Origin of the sequence: Pseudomonas sp. NFX98 (assembly GCF_047784845.1) — a bacterium.
GTDB lineage: Bacteria > Pseudomonadota > Gammaproteobacteria > Pseudomonadales > Pseudomonadaceae > Aquipseudomonas.
Map to the genome: position 1 here is coordinate 378,070 of NZ_JBLNNF010000002.1, position 18,791 is coordinate 396,860.

13 protein-coding genes and 2 pseudogenes are annotated in these 18,791 nt (G+C 56.5%); 10 read left to right on the forward strand and 5 right to left on the reverse strand.

The window, feature by feature from the left end:
• Positions 1-37: 37 nt before the first annotated feature.
• The 4 genes from ACM110_RS04150 to ACM110_RS04165 all read left to right on the forward strand — a co-directional run bounded on the left by ACM110_RS04150 (position 38) and on the right by ACM110_RS04165 (position 3,229).
• On the forward strand, positions 38-1,171 hold the full coding sequence (locus tag ACM110_RS04150) for an aminotransferase class V-fold PLP-dependent enzyme (protein WP_416126691.1): 1,134 nt from the start codon (positions 38-40) through the stop codon (positions 1,169-1,171).
• Positions 1,172-1,260: 89 nt separating this feature from the next.
• Positions 1,261-1,815, forward strand: a complete 555-nt coding sequence (locus ACM110_RS04155) for a YdeI/OmpD-associated family protein (RefSeq protein WP_416126692.1) — start codon at positions 1,261-1,263, stop codon at positions 1,813-1,815.
• A 250-nt stretch (positions 1,816-2,065) separates the two neighbouring features.
• Entirely contained in the window at positions 2,066-2,536 is a 471-nt protein-coding gene (locus ACM110_RS04160) for a hypothetical protein (RefSeq protein WP_416126693.1), read from the forward strand.
• Between the two features lie 48 nt (positions 2,537-2,584).
• Entirely contained in the window at positions 2,585-3,229 is a 645-nt protein-coding gene (locus tag ACM110_RS04165) for a hypothetical protein (RefSeq protein WP_416126694.1), read from the forward strand.
• A gap of 88 nt (positions 3,230-3,317) precedes the next feature.
• Here the strand turns inward: ACM110_RS04165 and ACM110_RS04170 are convergent, their stop codons facing one another.
• Positions 3,318-3,533: a hypothetical protein gene (locus ACM110_RS04170; protein WP_416126695.1), complete on the reverse strand. Its 216-nt coding sequence runs from the start codon at positions 3,531-3,533 to the stop codon at positions 3,318-3,320.
• A 281-nt stretch (positions 3,534-3,814) separates the two neighbouring features.
• Here ACM110_RS04170 and ACM110_RS04175 point away from each other — a divergent pair, with 281 nt between their 5' ends.
• Positions 3,815-7,963 carry a CheR family methyltransferase gene (locus ACM110_RS04175; protein WP_416126696.1) on the forward strand — a complete coding sequence of 1,383 codons (4,149 nt, stop codon included), beginning with the start codon at positions 3,815-3,817 and terminating at the stop codon, positions 7,961-7,963.
• A 440-nt stretch (positions 7,964-8,403) separates the two neighbouring features.
• Positions 8,404-9,858, forward strand: coding sequence for a DUF1254 domain-containing protein (locus ACM110_RS04180; RefSeq protein WP_416126697.1), 1,455 nt, complete (start codon positions 8,404-8,406; stop codon positions 9,856-9,858).
• A 324-nt stretch (positions 9,859-10,182) separates the two neighbouring features.
• Here the strand turns inward: ACM110_RS04180 and ACM110_RS04185 are convergent, their stop codons facing one another.
• The gene (locus ACM110_RS04185) at positions 10,183-11,397 is read right to left on the reverse strand and encodes an aldose 1-epimerase family protein (protein WP_416126698.1); all 1,215 of its coding nucleotides are present in this window, start codon (positions 11,395-11,397) and stop codon (positions 10,183-10,185) included.
• 220 nt (positions 11,398-11,617) lie between these two features.
• On the reverse strand, positions 11,618-13,477 hold the full coding sequence (locus ACM110_RS04190; protein WP_416126699.1) for an ABC transporter ATP-binding protein: 1,860 nt from the start codon (positions 13,475-13,477) through the stop codon (positions 11,618-11,620).
• Between the two features lie 140 nt (positions 13,478-13,617).
• Between ACM110_RS04190 and ACM110_RS04195 the strand changes: the two genes are divergently transcribed.
• The 4 genes and pseudogenes from ACM110_RS04195 to ACM110_RS04210 all read left to right on the forward strand — a co-directional run bounded on the left by ACM110_RS04195 (position 13,618) and on the right by ACM110_RS04210 (position 16,797).
• A complete protein-coding gene (locus ACM110_RS04195; RefSeq protein WP_338581525.1) occupies positions 13,618-13,878 on the forward strand; it encodes a hypothetical protein in 261 nt (86 codons plus the stop codon).
• A gap of 558 nt (positions 13,879-14,436) precedes the next feature.
• Positions 14,437-15,015: a hypothetical protein gene (locus ACM110_RS04200; protein ID WP_416126700.1), complete on the forward strand. Its 579-nt coding sequence runs from the start codon at positions 14,437-14,439 to the stop codon at positions 15,013-15,015.
• A 62-nt stretch (positions 15,016-15,077) separates the two neighbouring features.
• Positions 15,078-16,274, forward strand: coding sequence for a patatin-like phospholipase family protein (locus ACM110_RS04205; protein WP_416126701.1), 1,197 nt, complete (start codon positions 15,078-15,080; stop codon positions 16,272-16,274).
• Positions 16,275-16,471: 197 nt separating this feature from the next.
• Positions 16,472-16,797, forward strand: a pseudogene (locus ACM110_RS04210) (NUDIX hydrolase).
• A gap of 75 nt (positions 16,798-16,872) precedes the next feature.
• Here the strand turns inward: ACM110_RS04210 and ACM110_RS04215 are convergent.
• A pseudogene (locus tag ACM110_RS04215) lies at positions 16,873-17,196 on the reverse strand (RNA polymerase sigma factor); the annotation flags it as partial.
• A 233-nt stretch (positions 17,197-17,429) separates the two neighbouring features.
• Complete coding sequence (locus ACM110_RS04220; RefSeq protein ID WP_416126702.1) at positions 17,430-18,755, reverse strand: MFS transporter; 1,326 nt, start codon at positions 18,753-18,755, stop codon at positions 17,430-17,432.
• Between the last annotated feature and the right edge of the window lie 36 nt (positions 18,756-18,791).

The following is an 18,791-nucleotide window of genomic DNA, read 5'->3' on the forward strand; positions in this document are numbered from 1 at the left end:
TCGATACCACTGACATCTCTGCCAAAGGAGTCACCGCATGTCAAAGCTCTATCCCAGTATCGATCCTCAGGGATTGATCGAGTACTCAGTGGTCTACACCGACCGCTCGCTCAACCACATGTCGCAGTCATTTCAGGCCGTGATGAAGAACATCTCCACGACGCTGAAACAGGTCTACAACGCCCAGGCTGTTGCGGTGGTCCCGGGCAGCGGCACCTTCGGCATGGAAGCGGTAGCGCGACAGTTTGCCACCGACCAGCAATGCCTGGTGATACGCAACGGCTGGTTCAGTTATCGATGGAGCCAGATCCTTGAGATGGGTAACATCCCGGCCGCCACCACGGTGCTCAAAGCCCGACCGGTCGACACCGGTCGCCAGGCTGCGTACGCCCCGCCCCCTCTGGACGAAGTGCTGGCAGCCATTCAGACGCAGAAGCCGCAGATTGTTTTCGCCCCCCACGTTGAAACCTCTTCAGGGATTATTCTGCCCGACGAGTACCTGCGGGCCGTCGGCGATGCCGTGCATGCGGTGGGTGGCCTGTTTGTGCTGGACTGCATCGCCTCAGGCACGCTTTGGGTTGATATGCGCAAATGCGCAGTCGACCTGCTGATCAGCGCACCGCAGAAAGGCTGGAGCGCCTCCCCTTGCTGCGCCCTGGTGATGTTCAGTGCTTTGGGCCTCGAGCGCATCGAGCAAACGCAGAGCAGCAGCTTCGCCTGCGACCTGAAAAAGTGGCTTCAGATCATGCAGGCCTACGAACAGGGCGGACATGCCTACCATGCGACCATGCCCAGCGATTCCCTCGCGCGGTTTAATGAAGTGATGAAAGAGACGCAAGCCTACGGTTTCGACAAGGTCCGCGGCGAACAACAGGATTTGGGTGATCGGGTGCGCGCAATGTTGACCGCCAAAGGCATAAAAAGCGTAGCCGCCGCCGGCTTTCAGGCCCCTGGCGTCGTGGTGAGCTACACCGATGATGCCGACATCAAGAGCGGCAAGAAATTTGTCAGCCATGGCCTGCAAATCGCCGCCGGAGTGCCGTTGCAATGCGACGAGCCGGCCGACTTCCAGACCTTCCGCATCGGCCTGTTCGGCCTCGAAAAGCTGCACAATATCGAGCGCACGGTCAGCACCCTTGAGCAGGCACTGGACGAGGTGATGGTTAACTAAGCCCTCATCCTGGCAATATCACTGTCGCATTTAAACGCGACAGTGATATCGCCAGAAAATAGTCGGGCGTAAGGGTTGGAGGAGTTGCAATGACAACAATCGATGTGAAATCCCGATTCGAAGCAAAGCTTCTTCGTCCGGCAAAGACGGGTAATGATACGTCGTGGGCGTTCGTGGTTCTGCCAAGAGACGCGAGCGAACCGCTTCCGAGGCGAGGAAGGACGACAGTTGAAGGCGCAATCAATGGGCACCCTTTCCAGGCGACACTTGAGCCCGATGGTCAGCTGAGCCATTGGCTGCAGGTCAGTAGCGAATTGCTCGAAGCCGCAGGCGCGGCCGTTGGGGATATCGTTACCATCGAGCTGGCCCCTGTAAAAAAAGAACCTGAACCTGACATCCCGGAAGATTTTGAGGAAGCACTGGCAGCCTCTCCTGAGGCTCGTAAAGTCTGGAACAATACGACGACCCTCGCCCGAGTGGACTGGATACACTGGATGACTTCAGCCAAGCAACTCAAGACGCGCGCAAAACGGATTGGTGATGCCTGCGATATGCTTGCATCCGGCAAGAAGCAGGTTTGCTGTTTCGACCAGTCCGGCTTCTACAGCAAAGCCTTCCGTGCGCCCGAGGCAGAAAATCTTTGATGGAACAGTCCGTTGAATACGCCTGACAATGCACCATGCCCTCTGACCGACCTGAGCGCTTTGATGCCTTGTCCCGCTTAAATTCATCCGCGCCGAGGTATCATTTCGCCGGTTGCGCGTATCGAGGGCGACCCGCGGAGTGTTCACAATCGCGCAGCCTCAGACGACTGCGCTGGCCGACTCACAACAACAAATCGAAATACCGAACAGGACCACGCACGTCCACTCGTGCAGTAAATGGAGCTTTTTGGTGGCTGTATGGCGCTTTACCACCGCATTACTGGCACTCACCTTGGCCGGATGCGCTACCAACAACGAGCCCAAACCCATCTCGCGGATGCCCGAAGCCGAATACGCGCAATTGATGCAGGCACAGGCAACAGCAGGCGTTGGGTCTATCTCGGGAAAGCTGTACTTCACGGACCGCAGAGGCCGGATACTCTATGGCGACAACAGCAATATGCTGCTGTGGCCAGCAACGCCCTACACAGAAAAGCGGCAACAGGCCGAACGGGAAGGTATTCGATTGCCGGATCGGTTTGACCCCCGAATTGATCCGCTCACCCGTCGCACACACAGCAACAGCTCAGGTGAATTCCAGTTTGACGCAATACCGGCAGGCGCTTACTTCATCTGGAGCGTAGTCGACATGAATTCGCTGATAAGACGAGTCGTTGTCGAAGAAGGTCAGCAAACCATGGTGTTTCTCACCAACGATTGACTCAGGCATGCCCTGCCGGATCGCAACTTCACCACAAGGAAATAAAGGATGAGCAAGTGGATATTGGCGCTTGCCGCCATGCTATCGCTGGGTGGCTGCGTCACCGCTTCCAACATGATTGATCGAGCCGATGAACATAAGCCCATCGATCCCCAAAGAGCCATTATTGTCGGGTTCGTTTCCGAGGGGTTTCTCACTCAGCCCCACGGACTGAATGTACTGCTCAAGTACCATGATCCGGCCCCGCAGGCGAAAGCGACGCGCATCGCACTTACAACACTGGACCAGAACAACGAAATTCGTGGCACCTCACATATCATGGGCAACACCTTCGTTTACGAAGTACCAGCCGGCACTTATGAAGTCACCCACTGGTACTACCGTTTTTTTGACGGGTTCAGTGCCGATCAGAAAACGCCCCTACTCTTCAGCGTCAAGCCTGGGGATGCCGTCTATATTGGCAACTTCCATGCAAACTCGCTGACGATGTGTCTTTCCAATCGAGACGACTTTGCGAAGGCCGTTGTCGATATCAAAAAGGCCCACCCATTCCTGGCCAACGTGGCGATAACGAACCTGTCCCATGACCTGCAATTTCCAGGCTGGCCCAATACAAAAGCCACCGATGTGTTTGGAAAAGGCTTGTGCCAGGTGCAATCGCCGGATGATGTGGTTTCGTCCACCGCCAACTGAAGTGAATCGATGGCGGACACGTGGCCAGGCGGTTATCAGCCAAAAGCAGACTTTCACATAGCAAGCATCTCCCGTTGAAAAAACGGTTTTACGGAAGCAGGTGTGCTACTGATCGCGTATAAGCCACCGTCGCAATTTTTATCAATGTATTGCGCGCCGAGGTATCGATAATTCCTCGACTTCGAAAATCATCAGCAAGCTTCAGCAACTCGTCATACCTTTCATCTGCATTCAACGGGATTTCTGAATCCGTCAACAAGTCATGCCACTTTGCGTACGCCAACATTTTCGCTTCGCTGTACATGATGGAACGCTCCGTCGCCTTTAATCGGTAGAGGACGACAGCATCCGCACGTTCATTGGTCTCGACGTATGGCGTCGATTTGAATCGTCTTCAGCAAGCTGGAGCAACACAGACCCAGCGTTATGCGATGCGGGTCTGACTTGCTCCAATAACTGGCATACCCGCTATAGGTCGGCAGCACTATTTCGCAAGAGACTAACCTCTGCAAAATCGACCAATCACGGAAGTACGATTAAACTTAACCAAGACCCCTTTTCCAAAGCCGATCAAGGCCAAAACTTATGCCGTCCAACGTGAAGCGCTCAACCAACGTCCCACAGCGCAAGGAGCTGATACCCAGCACCCTGCCCTTTCCTGTGGTCGGCATTGGCGCTTCCGCTGGCGGCCTGCAAGCGGCGAAGTCATTCCTCGAACATATGCCCAACGATAACGGCATGGCCTTCGTCGTCATCCTGCATTTGTCACCCGATCACCAAAGCCTCGCCGACAAGATCCTCCAGGAAGTCACCAAGATGCCGGTGCGGCAGGTGACCGAGACGATCGCCATCGAAAAGAACACCGTGTATGTCATTTCGCCGGCGCACAATCTGACGATGAACGATGGTTATCTGTCGGTGACACCGTCTGATCGGCCAACCGGCCTGCACGTCGCGATCGATCTGTTCTTCCGGGACCTGGCAGATGTACACAAGGAGCGCGCCTTCTGCCTGGTGCTCTCGGGCACCGGATCCGATGGCGCCGTGGGGCTTTCCCGGATCAAGGAACAAGGCGGCGTCACCCTGGTTCAGACACCGGAAGATGCCGAGTTTGACGGCATGCCGCGTGCTGCAATCAATACGCAGATGGTCGACCTGGTGCTACCCGTGGTGGAAATGCCGCAAAAATTGCTCGAGCTCTGGCACAACTCGCGCGCCATCACCTTACCAACAGCCAACGATCCGGAAATCAGGACCATCCCGCCCTCTTCGGAGCGTGATGCCGCCAAAGCCGAACAAGCGTTGCAGGACATTTTGCTGCAGTTACGCGCTGGCACCGGCCATGACTTCAAACACTACAAGCGTGCCACGGTACTGCGCCGCATCGAGCGTCGCCTGCAAGTGACCGCGCAACCGGACCTGACGGCCTATTACGACTATCTGCTGGCCCACCCGGAAGAAACCAAAGCGCTGCTGGGAGACATGCTGATCGGTGTCACCAATTTCTTCCGCGATCGTGAAGCTTTCGAAGCGCTGGAACGCGACGTCATTCCGAATCTATTGAAATCGCTGCAGGACAGCCAGCCGCATCGCGATGAAGTCCGCGTCTGGTCGGCAGGCTGCTCGACCGGCGAAGAAGCCTACAGCCTGGCGATCCTGCTGACCGAGCAGATGGCCCTGGAAGCCTGCCCAGCCAGGCTGCAGGTGTTTGCCACCGACATCGATGATCGCGCCATTGCCTTCGGACGAAACGGCGTCTACCCAGAGGCGATCATCACTGACGTGCCGCCGACGCGCATGCGCCAGTATTTCATCCGGGAAAACCAGCACTACCGGGTGAACAAGGAGGCCCGCGAAAAAGTCCTGTTCGCCAAGCACAGCCTGTTGCTCGATCCGCCTTTTTCGCAGATCGACCTGATCGTCTGCCGAAACCTGCTGATCTATCTCGATCGCGAAGTGCAGCGCGACATCATGCAGATGTTCCATTTTGCCCTGCGTCCGGGCGGCTACCTATTCCTCGGCACCTCGGAATCCGCTGACGGCTGCTTTGACCTGTTCACCCCCGTGGACAAGCGCAACCGGATTTTCCGCGCAAAAAGCGTGTCCAGTAGCCCCCGACGCGCACCGGCCATGCCGCGGGGCGGCTACGCGCGTACCACGCTCACCACTCGTCCCCAGGAACCGACGGTAGCCCGCAAGGTTTCGTTTGCCGATATTCACCTGCGTGCGCTGGAGAAGGCTGTCCCGCCAAGCATCATCGTCGATGCCAACGCCAACATCCTGCATATGAGTGAAGGCGCGGGTCGCTTCCTGCGTTATGTGGCAGGGGAAATCTCACGCAACCTGCTGACCCTGGCCCATCCGGACCTGCGCCTGGAAATTCGTACCACTTTATCCCAGGTCCACCAAGGCGGGATCCCGGTCACCTCGCGCAAAGTGCGCATCAAGCGCGAAAAGCGCAAATACCTGGTTGACCTGACCGCGCATCCTTACAAAGACGAGGAATCCGAAAGCGAATATGTGCTGGTGATCTTCGAAGAGAAGGAGGTCGAGTCACACGAACTGCTGGATGTCGCCGCCAACCAGACCGATAACCAGATGCTCGGCATCCTCGAGAACGAGCTTCAGCGTACCAAGCTGCATTTGCAGGAGACCATCGAACAATCGGAGGTCTCCAGCGAAGAGCTCAAGGCGTCCAACGAAGAAATGCAGGCCATCAACGAAGAGCTGCGCTCGGCCACCGAAGAACTGGAAACCAGCAAGGAAGAGTTGCAGTCGATTAACGAGGAGCTGCTGACAGTCAACTACGAACTCAAGACCAAGGTTGAAGAGACCGACAAGATCAACGATTACCTGACCAACCTCATCGCTTCCACCGACATTGCCACGGTGTTCGTCGATCGCAACATGCGCATCCGCTGGTTCACCCCGCGCGCCACCGAAATCTTCAGCATGCTGCCCGTCGACACCGGGCGTTCGCTGATGGACATCACCCACCGGCTGGACTATCTGGAGATGGCCGAAGATGCAGCGACGGTGTTCGAGTCGCTGAACATGATCGAGCGCGAGGTCTGTAGCAGCGACCATCGCTGGTACATCGCTCGACTGCTGCCTTACCGCTCCAGCGAGGATCATATCGATGGCACGGTGCTGACCTTCATCGACATCACCAAGCGTCGCGCCGCCGAAGATGAATTGCGCCTGGGCGAAGAGCGCATGCGTCTGGTTGCCGAAAGCACCCACGATTTCGCGATCATCATTCTGGATGATCATGGCGTGATTACTGATTGGAACACTGGAGCCGAGCTGATTTTCGGCTATGCCAAGGAGGAAGTGCTCGGCGCCTACTATGACCTGATTTTTACGCCCGAGGACCGCAGTGAAGGCGTACCGGAAACTGAGCTGCGCGCCGCGCGCGAGCATGGCCGTGGCGAAGACGAACGCTGGCACCTGCGCAAGGACCGCAGTCGATTCTACTGCAGCGGCGAGGTGACACTGCTCGAAGGCGAGAGTCTCAAGGGCTATGTGAAGATTGCCCGCGACCTGACCGGGCACAAACGCATGCATGACGAACAAAGTCAGCGGCTGGCCGAAACCCAGACCAGCAGCCATCTCAAGGATGAGTTTTTCGCGGTGATGTCCCACGAGCTCAAGCACCCGCTCAACCTCATTCAGCTCAATGCCGAACTGCTGCGGCGCCTGCCGATGGCCAAAGCCGTCGGCCCGGCGATGAAAGCGGTGAATACCATTTGCGATGCAGTCACTAGCCAATCCCGGATCATTGACGACCTACTGGACGTGGCCCGCGTGCGCACCGGCAAGCTCAAACTGAAGAAACAGGCAGTGGACCTCGGGCGGATACTTCAGGACATCCATACCGTGGTGACCAACGACCAGCACCCGTGCGTGGTCACGCTACAAGTACCGCAGCCTCCAGAACCACCGCTCGTGGTCGATGCCGACAGCACTCGCCTGGAGCAGATCATCTGGAACCTGGTGAACAATGCATTGAAATTCACCCCAAGCGATGGCCGCGTCGAACTGATCGCCCGACGCGTCGGCGACATGGCGCAACTGGATGTCATCGACAGCGGCATTGGCCTGGAACAGGACAACCTGCACAAAGTCTTTGACCTCTTCAGCCAGGCGGATAACCAGCATGCCGTTCAACAGCGCGGAGGCCTGGGCATTGGCCTGTCACTGGTGCGGCAACTGGTTGAAGCCCATGGCGGCACGGTGGACGTGCAGTCCGAAGGCATTGATCAAGGCAGCACCTTCACCATCCGCCTGCCACTGTGCCAGCCCCACCAGCAGGCAGACGACCAAGCGAAAACTTCCGGGCAATCGGGGCGCCTCGTAGGTCATAAAGTGCTATTGGTCGATGACTCCAAGGATGTGATGGACGTGCTGCAGATGCTGCTGGAAATGGAGGACGCCCACGTGGAAGCCTTCAGCGACCCACTATTGGCGCTGAAGGCTGCGAAAGATGGAAACTACGACGTGATTATTTCCGACATCGGCATGCCGGTCATGGATGGCCACGCACTCATCCAGGCCATCCGCCAGATCACTCATCTGAAACACACCCCCGCGATCGCCCTCACCGGCTATGCCACCAGCAATGACCAGAAGAAAGCCAGACAGTCGGGCTTCAACTACCACGTGAGCAAACCGGTGTCCCACGATGACTTTATCGACATCATTGATGAGGCTTGCAGTGCTCGTCCGTTTTAAATCAGATGCCCGGCGCGACCCAAAAAAACTGGTCATCCAGCCAGATTTTTAATCTCACGAATGTTTGCAATGGGTTGGAAACAGTCCTTCACGACAGGCAGAAAACGGCCAATAGCAGCCAGTCGAAAGTGCCTGGGTGTCGCTTTAGCCATGCCCGGATATGAACTGCCTAGCAGTGCCTGGAAAAGCGGCTAGCATCTCCGCGGCGTTATTTGAATTGCCGCTTATACTGATCGAGCAGCCTGGGTTTGCCATCCATGTCGAATTCTCCTCGCACAGTGTCGCGTCCGGAGTGATATTTTCGGGCCAGACAAAGACGTACAGGAAGACAAGAAGCGCGATGTGTCATCAGGTCGTGAACAGCGCGACCCTTCGTATCGCCTGATTAGTGGTTAGTTTATCGACTCACTATCCGATTCAAGGAATGGAGAAGCAGGTTCATGAAAAACCCACTACCGAGAGCCGTTGGCTGTGCGATGTTATTGCTCACCTCGATTACATCGACCCTCACCTACGCAACGGACATCACTCCCGCCGAAACGAAAGCCATCGCCGAGGATGGCTACGTCTACGGCCTGCCCATCGTGATGAACTACGCGATCATGTACGAATACGCGGTGGACAAGAACTCTAGCCAGTTCAAGGCGCCGTTCAACCAGATCCATAGCCTGCATCACGTCGCTACCTACCAGGACACGGCCATCATCTCACCGAACAGCGACACGCCCTATTCCCTGATGTTCATGGACGTGCGTAGCGAGCCAGTCGTGCTCTCGGTGCCAACGGTAGAGAAACCGCGCTACTACTCTGTGCAGCTCATCGACGGCAATACTTACAACTTCGGTTACATCGGCAACCGTACCACCGGCAATGAAGCCGGCGATTACATGGTGGTCGGCCCCGATTGGAAAGGCGCGACTCCGCCGGGCATCAAGAAGGTGTTCCATTCCCGCACGCAACTGCCCTTCGCGATCTACCGAACTCAGCTGTTCAACCCAACTGATATGTCGAACGTCGAAAAGATCCAGTCCGGCTACAAGGCACAACCGCTTTCCGCCTACCTCAAGCAACCCGCACCACCTGCCGCGCCGCCGATTGACTTCCCGAAGATCGACAAAGACCTGGTCAAGACCGACTTCTTCAAGTACCTGGGCTTCGCCTTGCAGTTTGATCCCGCCGCACCGGATGAAGTGGCGATCCGCGAGAAACTTGCCCGAATTGGCGTAGGTAAGGATTTTAGCTTCCAGGCTCTATCGGCCGAGCAGAAGGCCGCCATCGTTCAGGGCATGCAGGCTGGGCACGCGAAAGTCGAGGATGGGATCAAGAACCTCGGCACGAAGATCAACGGCTGGAACATTGCCGGTGCCGGAGGCAACCGTGCCTTTTATAACGGTGACTGGCTGAAGCGCGCCGCCGTCGCGCAAGCGGGCATCTACGCCAACGATGCCGATGAGGCTACGTATCCAATAACCAGCACCTTACCCAATGGCGAGCAACTCGACGGCAGCAAGCACAACTACACGATCACCTTTCCTGCCGGGCAACTCCCGCCAGTCAATGCCTTCTGGTCGGTGACGATGTACGACGGCAAGTCGCAACTGCTGATCAAGAATCCGATCAACCGCTACCTAATCAACGCGCCGATGCTACCCGATATGAAGAAGAACGCCGACGGCTCGCTGACGCTGTACATCCAGAAGGATTCACCCGGCGCAGACAAGGAAAGCAACTGGCTGCCCGCACCAAATGATCTGATCTACATGGTGATGCGCCTGTATTGGCCGAAGACGGAAACACCTTCCATCCTGCCTCCTGGCAAAGGGACATGGAGTCCACCGCGGATCGTCAAAGTACATGACGCGCTGACAACTGTATCCAGCGGACGGCCCTGGTGAGCCGCCGCTGGCCAGGGAATCAGATTTGTTACAGCCATTCAAAGATTGGCCAATAAGCGCACTGGGAATCGGTGATAGCCAAGCTTTAAACCGCGTCAACTTCACCCCTGGGTTTCTTACGTTCGCGACCGTCTATTGGGTCGCTTTCTGCCTCTCGCGATGGCAGAAAGCGGCCAGGAGCGAACAGTGACCAAATCGTCGCGAGCAGCCCATCGACTGCTCAAGGTCGCGCGCTCGCTGGCGGACCTGTAACTAGGCGATGGGATCAGATACGAACATTTGGCCGAGGGGCTGCAATATCGGCCGACAATGCTCCAGCCGGTGTCACCCCTTGGTCAGATCAACCAGCGGCGCCTGCCGCACCTCAGTCTCCCGCCCATCCTGAATCTCGCTCACCTGCTTCAAGGCCTTATCCACCGCCGCCTTATCCGCCAACAAGCTGTAGCTGATGCGGAACTGCTTGTGTTCCTTGGGCCCAATTGTCGGTACCAGGTTCAGTGGCCGCTGATAACGGCGGTTGTAGGAAAAACTTGTCCCCGGCTCCAGCCCCGTGACATAGCCCTGGCCTTGGGTATCGGTGTTTTTCCACAGGGAAAACACGGGCAGTGTCTGGGTATTGAAGCCGACCGAAACGCCCAGGCTGCCGGCCTTGTTATGCAACACGGTCAACGTATCGCCCTTGGCATCGGCATACGGCACCACGTTGTAAACCGTTTCGTCGTAGTCCCTGGTCGGTGCGCGGTAGGTTTGCCAGTCGGGCAGATCGCCCTTGGCCTTGTCGTTGAACGGCGACACCTGTTTCACCGGCGCGGCGAAACGAGCGCCCTGCTCCAGGAACGGGGTGCTGAAGTTGCTGTGATACAGCGCCTGGTATTCCTTTGGATAGTCGCCGTTGTTGGTCAGGGTGTCGTTGAGGGCGAAGACGACGCTGCCGGGTTCGGTGACCAGTTCGGTCGCGACCGAGAAGTCGACCTTCTTGAACGCCTGCTCTTTCAGTTCGCCGCGCAGGGTGATGGCGTACGGTGGTTTTTCATCGATATGCAGGGTCACGTTGTTCGCAGGAATGTTGGCGGCCCGACCGTGCAGGGTCAGCAGTTCGCCGTTGTCGACGCCGGGGTGGCCGACCCATTCGTATCCGCAGCGGGTGACCAGCTCATTGAATCCTTCCAACCAGCCCAGACCACCGCGGCCATTGAGTTCGATGAAGGACGGATTGACCACTTCCTTGACCGGCGAATCCCAGCCCATGCGCACATTGCCGACCGAGGCCTGCAAGACGTTCATTCCGCGAGTCGGCACTACCGAGAGTTTCATCGTGCCGTTATCGATGTCGACGATGCTGACGCCCTCCTGCCGACCGCCGTGCAAGGTGCGCAGGGTGACGCTGAAGGGTTTGTCGGTTTTTATTCCGAGTTGCTGGCTGGTGATCTGCCAGTTCTGGGCGGCTTTTTCGGTGTCGAGCAGAACGTAATCCCAGGCCATGGCGTGGGAGGCAGCGGACACTGTGCTGAGGGCAACAAAGAGTTTGAGCGGGGTCATGGCGGCAGCCTTTCTTGGAGTTGTGCCATTTTTATAAACTTGATGAAACGTTTCAGCAAGCTAAAAAAGCGAACCAATGCCGACGAGGTTGGCAGCGTGCAGCGAGCGCAGGGCAAACACGGTAATGTCATTGATAGCCGAAAGCAGACCTTCGTGAATGTCCGCTTCGGATCGTTAGCTCCCCGACTGACAACGATCGAACCCCGCGCACCCTTCACCCTCACACCTGATCCATCGCCTCGACCACGCCCTGATCCTCACCCAGAAATCCGCCACTCTGATGCTGCCAAAGCCGCGCATAGATGCCGTTCTTCGCGAGCAATTCGCTGTGGGTGCCCTGTTCGATGATGCGTCCGTCATCCATGACAACCAGTCGATCCATCGCCGCAATCGTGGACAGCCGATGGGCGATGGCGATCACGGTTTTACCCTCCATCATTTCATCAAGGCTTTCCTGAATAGCCACTTCGACTTCCGAATCCAGCGCGCTGGTGGCCTCGTCAAGCAGCAGGATCGGGGCGTTTTTGAGCATCACTCGGGCAATCGCGACGCGCTGGCGCTGGCCGCCCGACAACTTGATGCCGCGCTCCCCCACCAGGGTGTCGTAGCCAGTGTGGCCTTGCCGGTCGCTCAGTTGGCTGATGAATTCATGGGCCTGGGCGCTGGCCGCGGCGCTGCGGATCTGTGCGTCGGTCGCATCTGGACGGCCGTAGGCGATGTTGTCGCGAATTGAACGGTGCAGCAGGGAAGTGTCCTGGGTGACCATGCCGATGGCACCGCGCAGGCTGTCTTGTGTCACTTTTGCGATGTCTTGTCCGTCGATACGAATCTGCCCGCTGTCGACATCATAGAAGCGCAGCAGCAGGTTGATCAGCGTGGATTTGCCCGCGCCTGAGCGGCCAACCAGGCCGATTTTTTCGCCCGCACGAATGTTCAGGCTCAGGCCATCGAGCACCTGGCGTTCGCCACTGTAGTTGAAGCTCACCTTATCGAAAGTGACCGCACCGCCGGAGGTCACCAGCACGCCCGCGTCCGGCGCATCTTGCACCTTGGGGCCGCGGGTAAACGTCGCCATGCCATCCTGCACGGTGCCGATGCTCTCGAACAGGGAGGTCATTTGCCACATGATCCAGTGCGACATGCCATTGATGCGCAACGCCATGGCGGTGATTGCCGCCACGGCACCTGCGCCGACCTCGCCCTGATGCCATAACCACAACGCATAACCGCCGGCGGCCATGATCAACGCCACCACCAATGCCTGGTTGACGATCTCGAACTGGCTGACCAGACGCATCTGGCGAAAGCCGGTTTGCTTGAAATCCTCCATCGCTGCTCGCGCGAAGTGCGCTTCGCGATTGGAGTGGGAGAACAGTTTCACCGTCGTGATGTTGGTGTAGGCGTCCGAGATACGCCCGGTCATCAGCGACCGCGCATTGGCTTGTTCCTGGCCGACTTTCCCCAAGCGCGGCACGAAGTACAGCATGGCCAGCCCGAACAACACGACCCAGGCAACGAAAGGCAGCATCAGCTTCAGTGCGAAGCCGCCGGCCAATGCGATGATCGCGATGAAATACACCCCGATCCCGGGGGCGATCTCGATCAGGGTGAATAGCACATCGCGCACCGCTAGCGCAGTCTGCATCACCTTGGTGGTGACCCGGCCGGAAAACTCATCGGAAAAAAACGAAAGGCTCTGCCTCAGCATCAGGCGATGGAAATCCCAGCGCAGTCGCAACGGCAAGTTAATCGCCAATATCTGGTGCTGCACCATGGTGCGCAACGCCACCAGCCCGACACTGGTCACCATGACGATGCCCATGCCCCACAACACGCGGGTTTCCTGCGCAGCCGCCTCGCCACCTGCCTGCCAGGTCGAAAGCAGGTCCACGACCTGCCCGAGGAAAGAAAACAGCCAGGCTTCGTAGATCGACACAGCGGCACTGAGCAACGTAAGCGCAAGGATGTAACCGCGGGCGCCCCGCGTACAGGCCCACAGGAATCGAGCCAGGCCGTTGGGTGGCGGTGGCACCTCGTCGGGCGGGAAAGGGTCGAGTCTTCGTTCAAACGCACGAAGCATGTTGTTCTCCAAAACGATCAAGTTAAGGGGATTCTGCCAGCGTTGGAAAATGACAGCTAAGCTTCTTTCTAATTTCGGGCTTATCGAGCAGATTGCGTTTTGCTTGGTAAGTCCTTCGCAATCGTCTCGGAGGGGAGCCAATGAAACGCTATGCAATGCTCATCGCGATCTCTTTGCTGACCACAGCTTGTCAGAGCACAAATGACGGCATCACTCGACTCGACAATTGTGTCTGCTATAAATCGCCCGAGAATAAGCATTTGCAAGCATCGCAAATAGCCTGGAAAGACCCCGATACGCTGCAGAAACAGTTCTCGCATTGCGTTTGCCGAGCGTTGATTGACCTGAAGGAGTTCGATGACCCCGGTAAACTTTTCGTGCCCGGGACGCAAATAAAATGAGTGTCGGATCAAGCGATGCCATGGCCTCACCAGCGAAGGTCGACTGATACCCCTGACTTCAGGGCCGTAGAAGCGCTTCATGGATTTCGATTGAAGGAACAGTCCCCTCCCCTCGTTGACTATCGAGCCAACGCCTGGTTTTGATCACATCGAATATTTGACCTTGCTCCATCAGCATCATGAGGAGCTCATCCGACACGCGATAGCGACCACACTCCGGACAATCCCGCTCTTCCCAGGGGCCGTGACATTGAATGCGCTGCGCAGTACCGACACATATAAGACAATTCATCGCGATCACCATAGCCGGGAGTGTGTGTCAGACGGTCGCGAGCTAATCGTGATCGTGTTTGAAGTCACCGCCGAGCGTGTTGAGAAACGGGTGATGGGTCGACAGGAAACCCCAGGCAGAGTTCGATGGCGTGTCGCTTACAGTACAAACAGGTCGCATCCACTGCGCTGACTGACCGCATTTGGCACCTTGCAGGTCGTCTGCCATAGGGCCATTTTTCCACTGCTATGCTGATTGCATCTGTTTCTGCACTAGAGACGATCACCATGGCAGCACAAGGCAGGCATTCCCCGTTCAGGTTCAAGGTAATGGCCTACCCGGCTGGAATTTTCCTTGTCGCTTGGGCTGTCATAAAGCTGCTCGACACTCACTTCGACCTGACGTTGTTGGCAGATGCCACAGGCTGGCTGCTGCGTTTTTGGGATTGGCTTTTGCTGGAAACGCCAATACCGAATTGGTCGCTGATGATTATCGCGATTTTAATCGGCACTTTGTCTGCAGCGATTTATTACGCCCGCATCACTGATGGAACTTACGGCGAGCTGCACGAGATAGAGCGAAAAATTTACAAAAAGAACAACCCTCAATTTCCAAAGTTGACAGATAACCAAACGCTGCTGATGGAAGCTTTGGCCTATCATGCGAACTTCAGAAAAGTTGCAAACCTGGACTCGATTTGCAAACTTGTCTCGCTCAGCACATTGGACGTTGAAGCCGGTCTGAAGCAACTCCAGGCTAAACGTCTTGTGAAGCAACAAGTGACAAGAGGCACGTTCGGCGCCACCACTTTTGAACTTACCTTGACAGGTAAGGATTACGCATTAGAGAGACTTCAACTAACGTAGGATAGCTGCGGGCTTCACGATGAGCGCATTGGCTGTCGACCGGCAGGGCCGGAGGAGGCAATTTGAAACCATTTCCGCTCAGACCTGGTGCCTCTTTGGACATGTTTCTTCAAGCGTGTCTGCCTCGCCGAGACGCGGTGCCGCCCACCTTGACGGAAAAAGCCATCATCACGGGCATCCCTGATGCTCGCTACAGGCTGGACCATGACCAGACGCCTTTCATTGAGGATGCGGTTCAGTCCAACAAACGTGAGAGCCTGTTGCTCGCCGAGGCCGGGAAACCGAACGATGTCCTGCCGCTGGCACACATGCTGGCAGTTTCCGGCGGTGGAGATGCAGGCGCATTCGCAGCGGGACTGATTGCTGGATGGACCACGCACGGGACCCGCCCCATTTTCAAGGTCGTCACAGGCATTAGCGCGGGCGCCCTCGTCGCCCCGTTTGCCTACCTGGGGTCTGAATACGACGGCGTGATTCGTTACGTCTCCAACGCTATCGGTCCAAAAGACATTTTTCATTCGCGAAACGTGTTAACGCGTTTTGCCAGCGACGGTATCGCGGACAGCAAGCCACTGTCGCGGCTCATCGCAAAATACGTCACGGCAGAGATTCTTGCGGCGATTGCGCTGGAGTATTCCAAAGGTCGAATTCTGCTGATCGGCACCACTGACCTTGATTCAGGGCGGCCAGTCACCTGGAACATGGGCGCTATTGCCGCAAGCAAAGCACCGGGAGCGCTCGAACTCTTTCGCAGCATCATGCTCGCTTCCATGAGTATTCCCGGTGCAGTCTCACCCGTCATGATCGATGTGGAGGTTGACGGCAAACAGTTTCAGGAAATGCACGTGGACGGCGGGGTCATCACGCAAGTGTTTCTATACCCACCTAACACGGTGATGGCGCTGAGCAAAGCCGTCGGAGCCCCTTTGCGACTCGACCGCCATTTCTATGTCATTCGCAACGGGACACTGGAGCCACAGTGGTCCGGGACCAAACGCCGTACATTGAGCATCGGCGGTCGCGCCATCAGTGCGTTGATTCAAACTCAGGGGATCAGTGACCTGGAGCGAATTTACCGTATGGCGCAGCAGGATGGAGCGGATTTCAATCTTGCGTACATTGACTCCGACTTTAACTTTCCGCACCTGCGGAAATTCGATGGCGAGTACATGAAGCGTCTATTCGATTACGCCTTTCAACTCAGCGTAAAGGGCTATCCGTGGCATAAATCGCCGTACTCGGAAAACACCAAACGATAAAAACCCGCTAAAAGATTGAGGCAATCTGGCGCACCGGGCTCATTGAATCAACTACTCCGCGTTTCTGGCCGCCCTGCCCGCTCATGTTCAGGCGACTCTCAATCTGGAACGCTAGATTCCAGAATTAATGATTACAACCCCAGATGGGTTGCTTACCTGGACTTTCACAAACCTCTTTATAAAAAGGAATTTTCCCGGTGTCTGAACATCGCATTCGCCCCCTCGCCCTCTGCATCTTTCATCATCGTGGCAAGATCCTGGTCAATCAGTTCCACGATACCGAGGAACAACGAACCCTCTATCGCCCCATCGGCGGCGGCATCGAATTTGGCGAGAGAGGTGCTGATGCGACGCAACATTCGACGACATGCTTGTCTACGAAAAAAACGAGATAGAAGGTCAGGAAAGCAACGGGGCGGTTTTCCATGCCAAATGGTGCGACAGCACGAACTTCAGCCCCGCCTCCCCTTTGGTGCCTGAAGGCCTGCTCGACCTGCTCAAGTCCCTCTCGCTGCTGAAGTAAGCCACAGGATGAATGGGCCGATTGATGGAAACCGTCGGCACTGGTGACCGGCGGCTTTCACCGAGCCAGGTACCGTTATGCCCCGATCAGGCGGGCACGACAGTGCTGCATCCCTTTGGCGATCTGCTTTTCGATGGTGCGCTCCTTGATATCCAACTGCATAGCGATCTCACGCAGGATGAATCCTTCGCAACGGGAGAGCAGAAAAACTGCGCGGTATTTTTCCGGCAGATCGTCCAGCGCGTCGGACAGTCTTTCCAGTTCCTGACGAATCCCGGCAGCCGTGTCCGGTGGTGACAACGGGCACTCCACTTCTTCGGCCAACTCGATTTCGCCAAGGTAACGGCCATGGGTCGTATCCTGTCGCTGCTTGTCCAGCAACAGGTTGATCGCCGTGCGATAGAGGTGGCCAGGCTCTGTGCCTCGCCTTGCTCAACTCCTCTCACAATATTTTCACAACCGTCGGCGTACGGTAGATCCCACTCCTTTTGTGATTCCCGGCCCGCACTCCCCATCGCGGGCTTTTTTTTGCCTGCTACTTTGATTTCGTCGACTGGGGCCCTCGGTGCGACTCGCCAAACCTCAACTTCCGATGTTCTGCCAGAGGCATCTATAGAGAAGCACCGGAGAGGTTATGCACGCTTGAGCCCAAGTAAATGAACGGGCATGCCAACCATTAAAAGCCAGCATCCCAGGACGATGAGGACGCCGACTGAAGACAAGCCAACACTCAAGCTGCCCGTTTCTGTTTTGATCCAACCCAGCAAAGCAGCAGCACCGAACCCCGCGACGCCTGCGCCGACACTGCTGATAAAGGCGATTCCGGTTGCTGCGGTATTCTTGCCAAGATAGGTGGGCGGGATAGCCCAGAAAATTGACGAGGCCGAGTACACGCCCGCCGTCGCCAGACACAACATCACAACGGTTACCGGTGCGCCGAGATCAGGCAGACTGAGCACGAAAAAGGCAACCGCTGCCGCCAGGGACGGCACTGTTACATGCCAGCGACGCTCCAGCATGCGATCGGAGTTGAGGGCAACCAAATACATTACGATAGTTGCCGTTGCGAACGGGAGCATCATCAAAAAGCCGACGTGTTTAAGATCAGTAACCCCGGCGTTTTTAATTATCGACGGTCCCCAGATGCTGATCACTCCAGAACCTGCGCAAACCCCACAATAAACCAGGGCCAAAAGATAAACTCGCATATCGCGCAAGGCGCTGAACACACCGGAATGCCCGGTTTCAGCCTTGGCCGCCTGATCGTTTTCCAGATCCTGACGTATCATTTCCTTTTCGGCCGGCGATAACCATTTGGCTTTTTGCGGCGAATCGTCGAGTACCCAATACACTGCCAGCCCGAGCAACACCGCCGGGATTGCTTCGATGATAAATAACGCCTGCCAGCCACGCAGACCGAGCAGTCCATCGGCCTCGTGCATGATCCACCCGGAGACCAGCCCCCCCAGCAAACCAGCGGTGGCTACCGCCATTAACAGGATCGAGCTGATGCGCCCACGCCGCGCGGCCGGGAACCAATAGCTGAGATATAAAACAACGCCGGGAAAAAAACCTGCTTCGGCAGCACCGAGCACAAAGCGTGCTACATACAATTGCATTGGCGTAGTGACCAGACACGTCATTCCTGAGGCGATGCCCCAGATGACCATGATGCGGGTAAGCGTTGCACGTGCGCCGATCTTTTGCAGATACAGATTGCTTGGCACTTCGAACAATAAATAGCTGATGTAAAAGAGACCGGCCCCCAAGCCATACACCGCGTCAGAGAAACCCAAGTCCTGGGTAAACTGCAACTTGGCATAGCCGATGTTCGCGCGATCGATATAGTTGACGACATAACAAATAAAAAGGAACGGCAGAAGCCGAATGGTGACTTTGCGGTACAGGCAATCGGCATTCACCCATTCAACAGGTGCAGTAGCGGTCAATACAGTCATGCAAATTCCTCGATAGCGTTTTTATTATTGTGGCTA

What these genes read in the sequence shown, in the direction of transcription:
- ACM110_RS04150 (WP_416126691.1), top strand. Translation starts at nt 38, where the DNA reads ATGTCAAAGCTCTATCCCAGTATCGATCCTCAGGGATTGATCGAGTAC.
- ACM110_RS04155 (WP_416126692.1), top strand. Translation starts at nt 1,261, where the DNA reads ATGACAACAATCGATGTGAAATCCCGATTCGAAGCAAAGCTTCTTCGT.
- ACM110_RS04165 (WP_416126694.1), top strand. Translation starts at nt 2,585, where the DNA reads ATGAGCAAGTGGATATTGGCGCTTGCCGCCATGCTATCGCTGGGTGGC.
- ACM110_RS04170 (WP_416126695.1), bottom strand. Translation starts at nt 3,533, where the DNA reads ATGTACAGCGAAGCGAAAATGTTGGCGTACGCAAAGTGGCATGACTTG.
- ACM110_RS04175 (WP_416126696.1), top strand. Translation starts at nt 3,815, where the DNA reads ATGCCGTCCAACGTGAAGCGCTCAACCAACGTCCCACAGCGCAAGGAG.
- ACM110_RS04180 (WP_416126697.1), top strand. Translation starts at nt 8,404, where the DNA reads ATGAAAAACCCACTACCGAGAGCCGTTGGCTGTGCGATGTTATTGCTC.
- ACM110_RS04185 (WP_416126698.1), bottom strand. Translation starts at nt 11,397, where the DNA reads ATGACCCCGCTCAAACTCTTTGTTGCCCTCAGCACAGTGTCCGCTGCC.
- ACM110_RS04190 (WP_416126699.1), bottom strand. Translation starts at nt 13,477, where the DNA reads ATGCTTCGTGCGTTTGAACGAAGACTCGACCCTTTCCCGCCCGACGAG.
- ACM110_RS04195 (WP_338581525.1), top strand. Translation starts at nt 13,618, where the DNA reads ATGAAACGCTATGCAATGCTCATCGCGATCTCTTTGCTGACCACAGCT.
- ACM110_RS04200 (WP_416126700.1), top strand. Translation starts at nt 14,437, where the DNA reads ATGGCAGCACAAGGCAGGCATTCCCCGTTCAGGTTCAAGGTAATGGCC.
- ACM110_RS04220 (WP_416126702.1), bottom strand. Translation starts at nt 18,755, where the DNA reads ATGACTGTATTGACCGCTACTGCACCTGTTGAATGGGTGAATGCCGAT.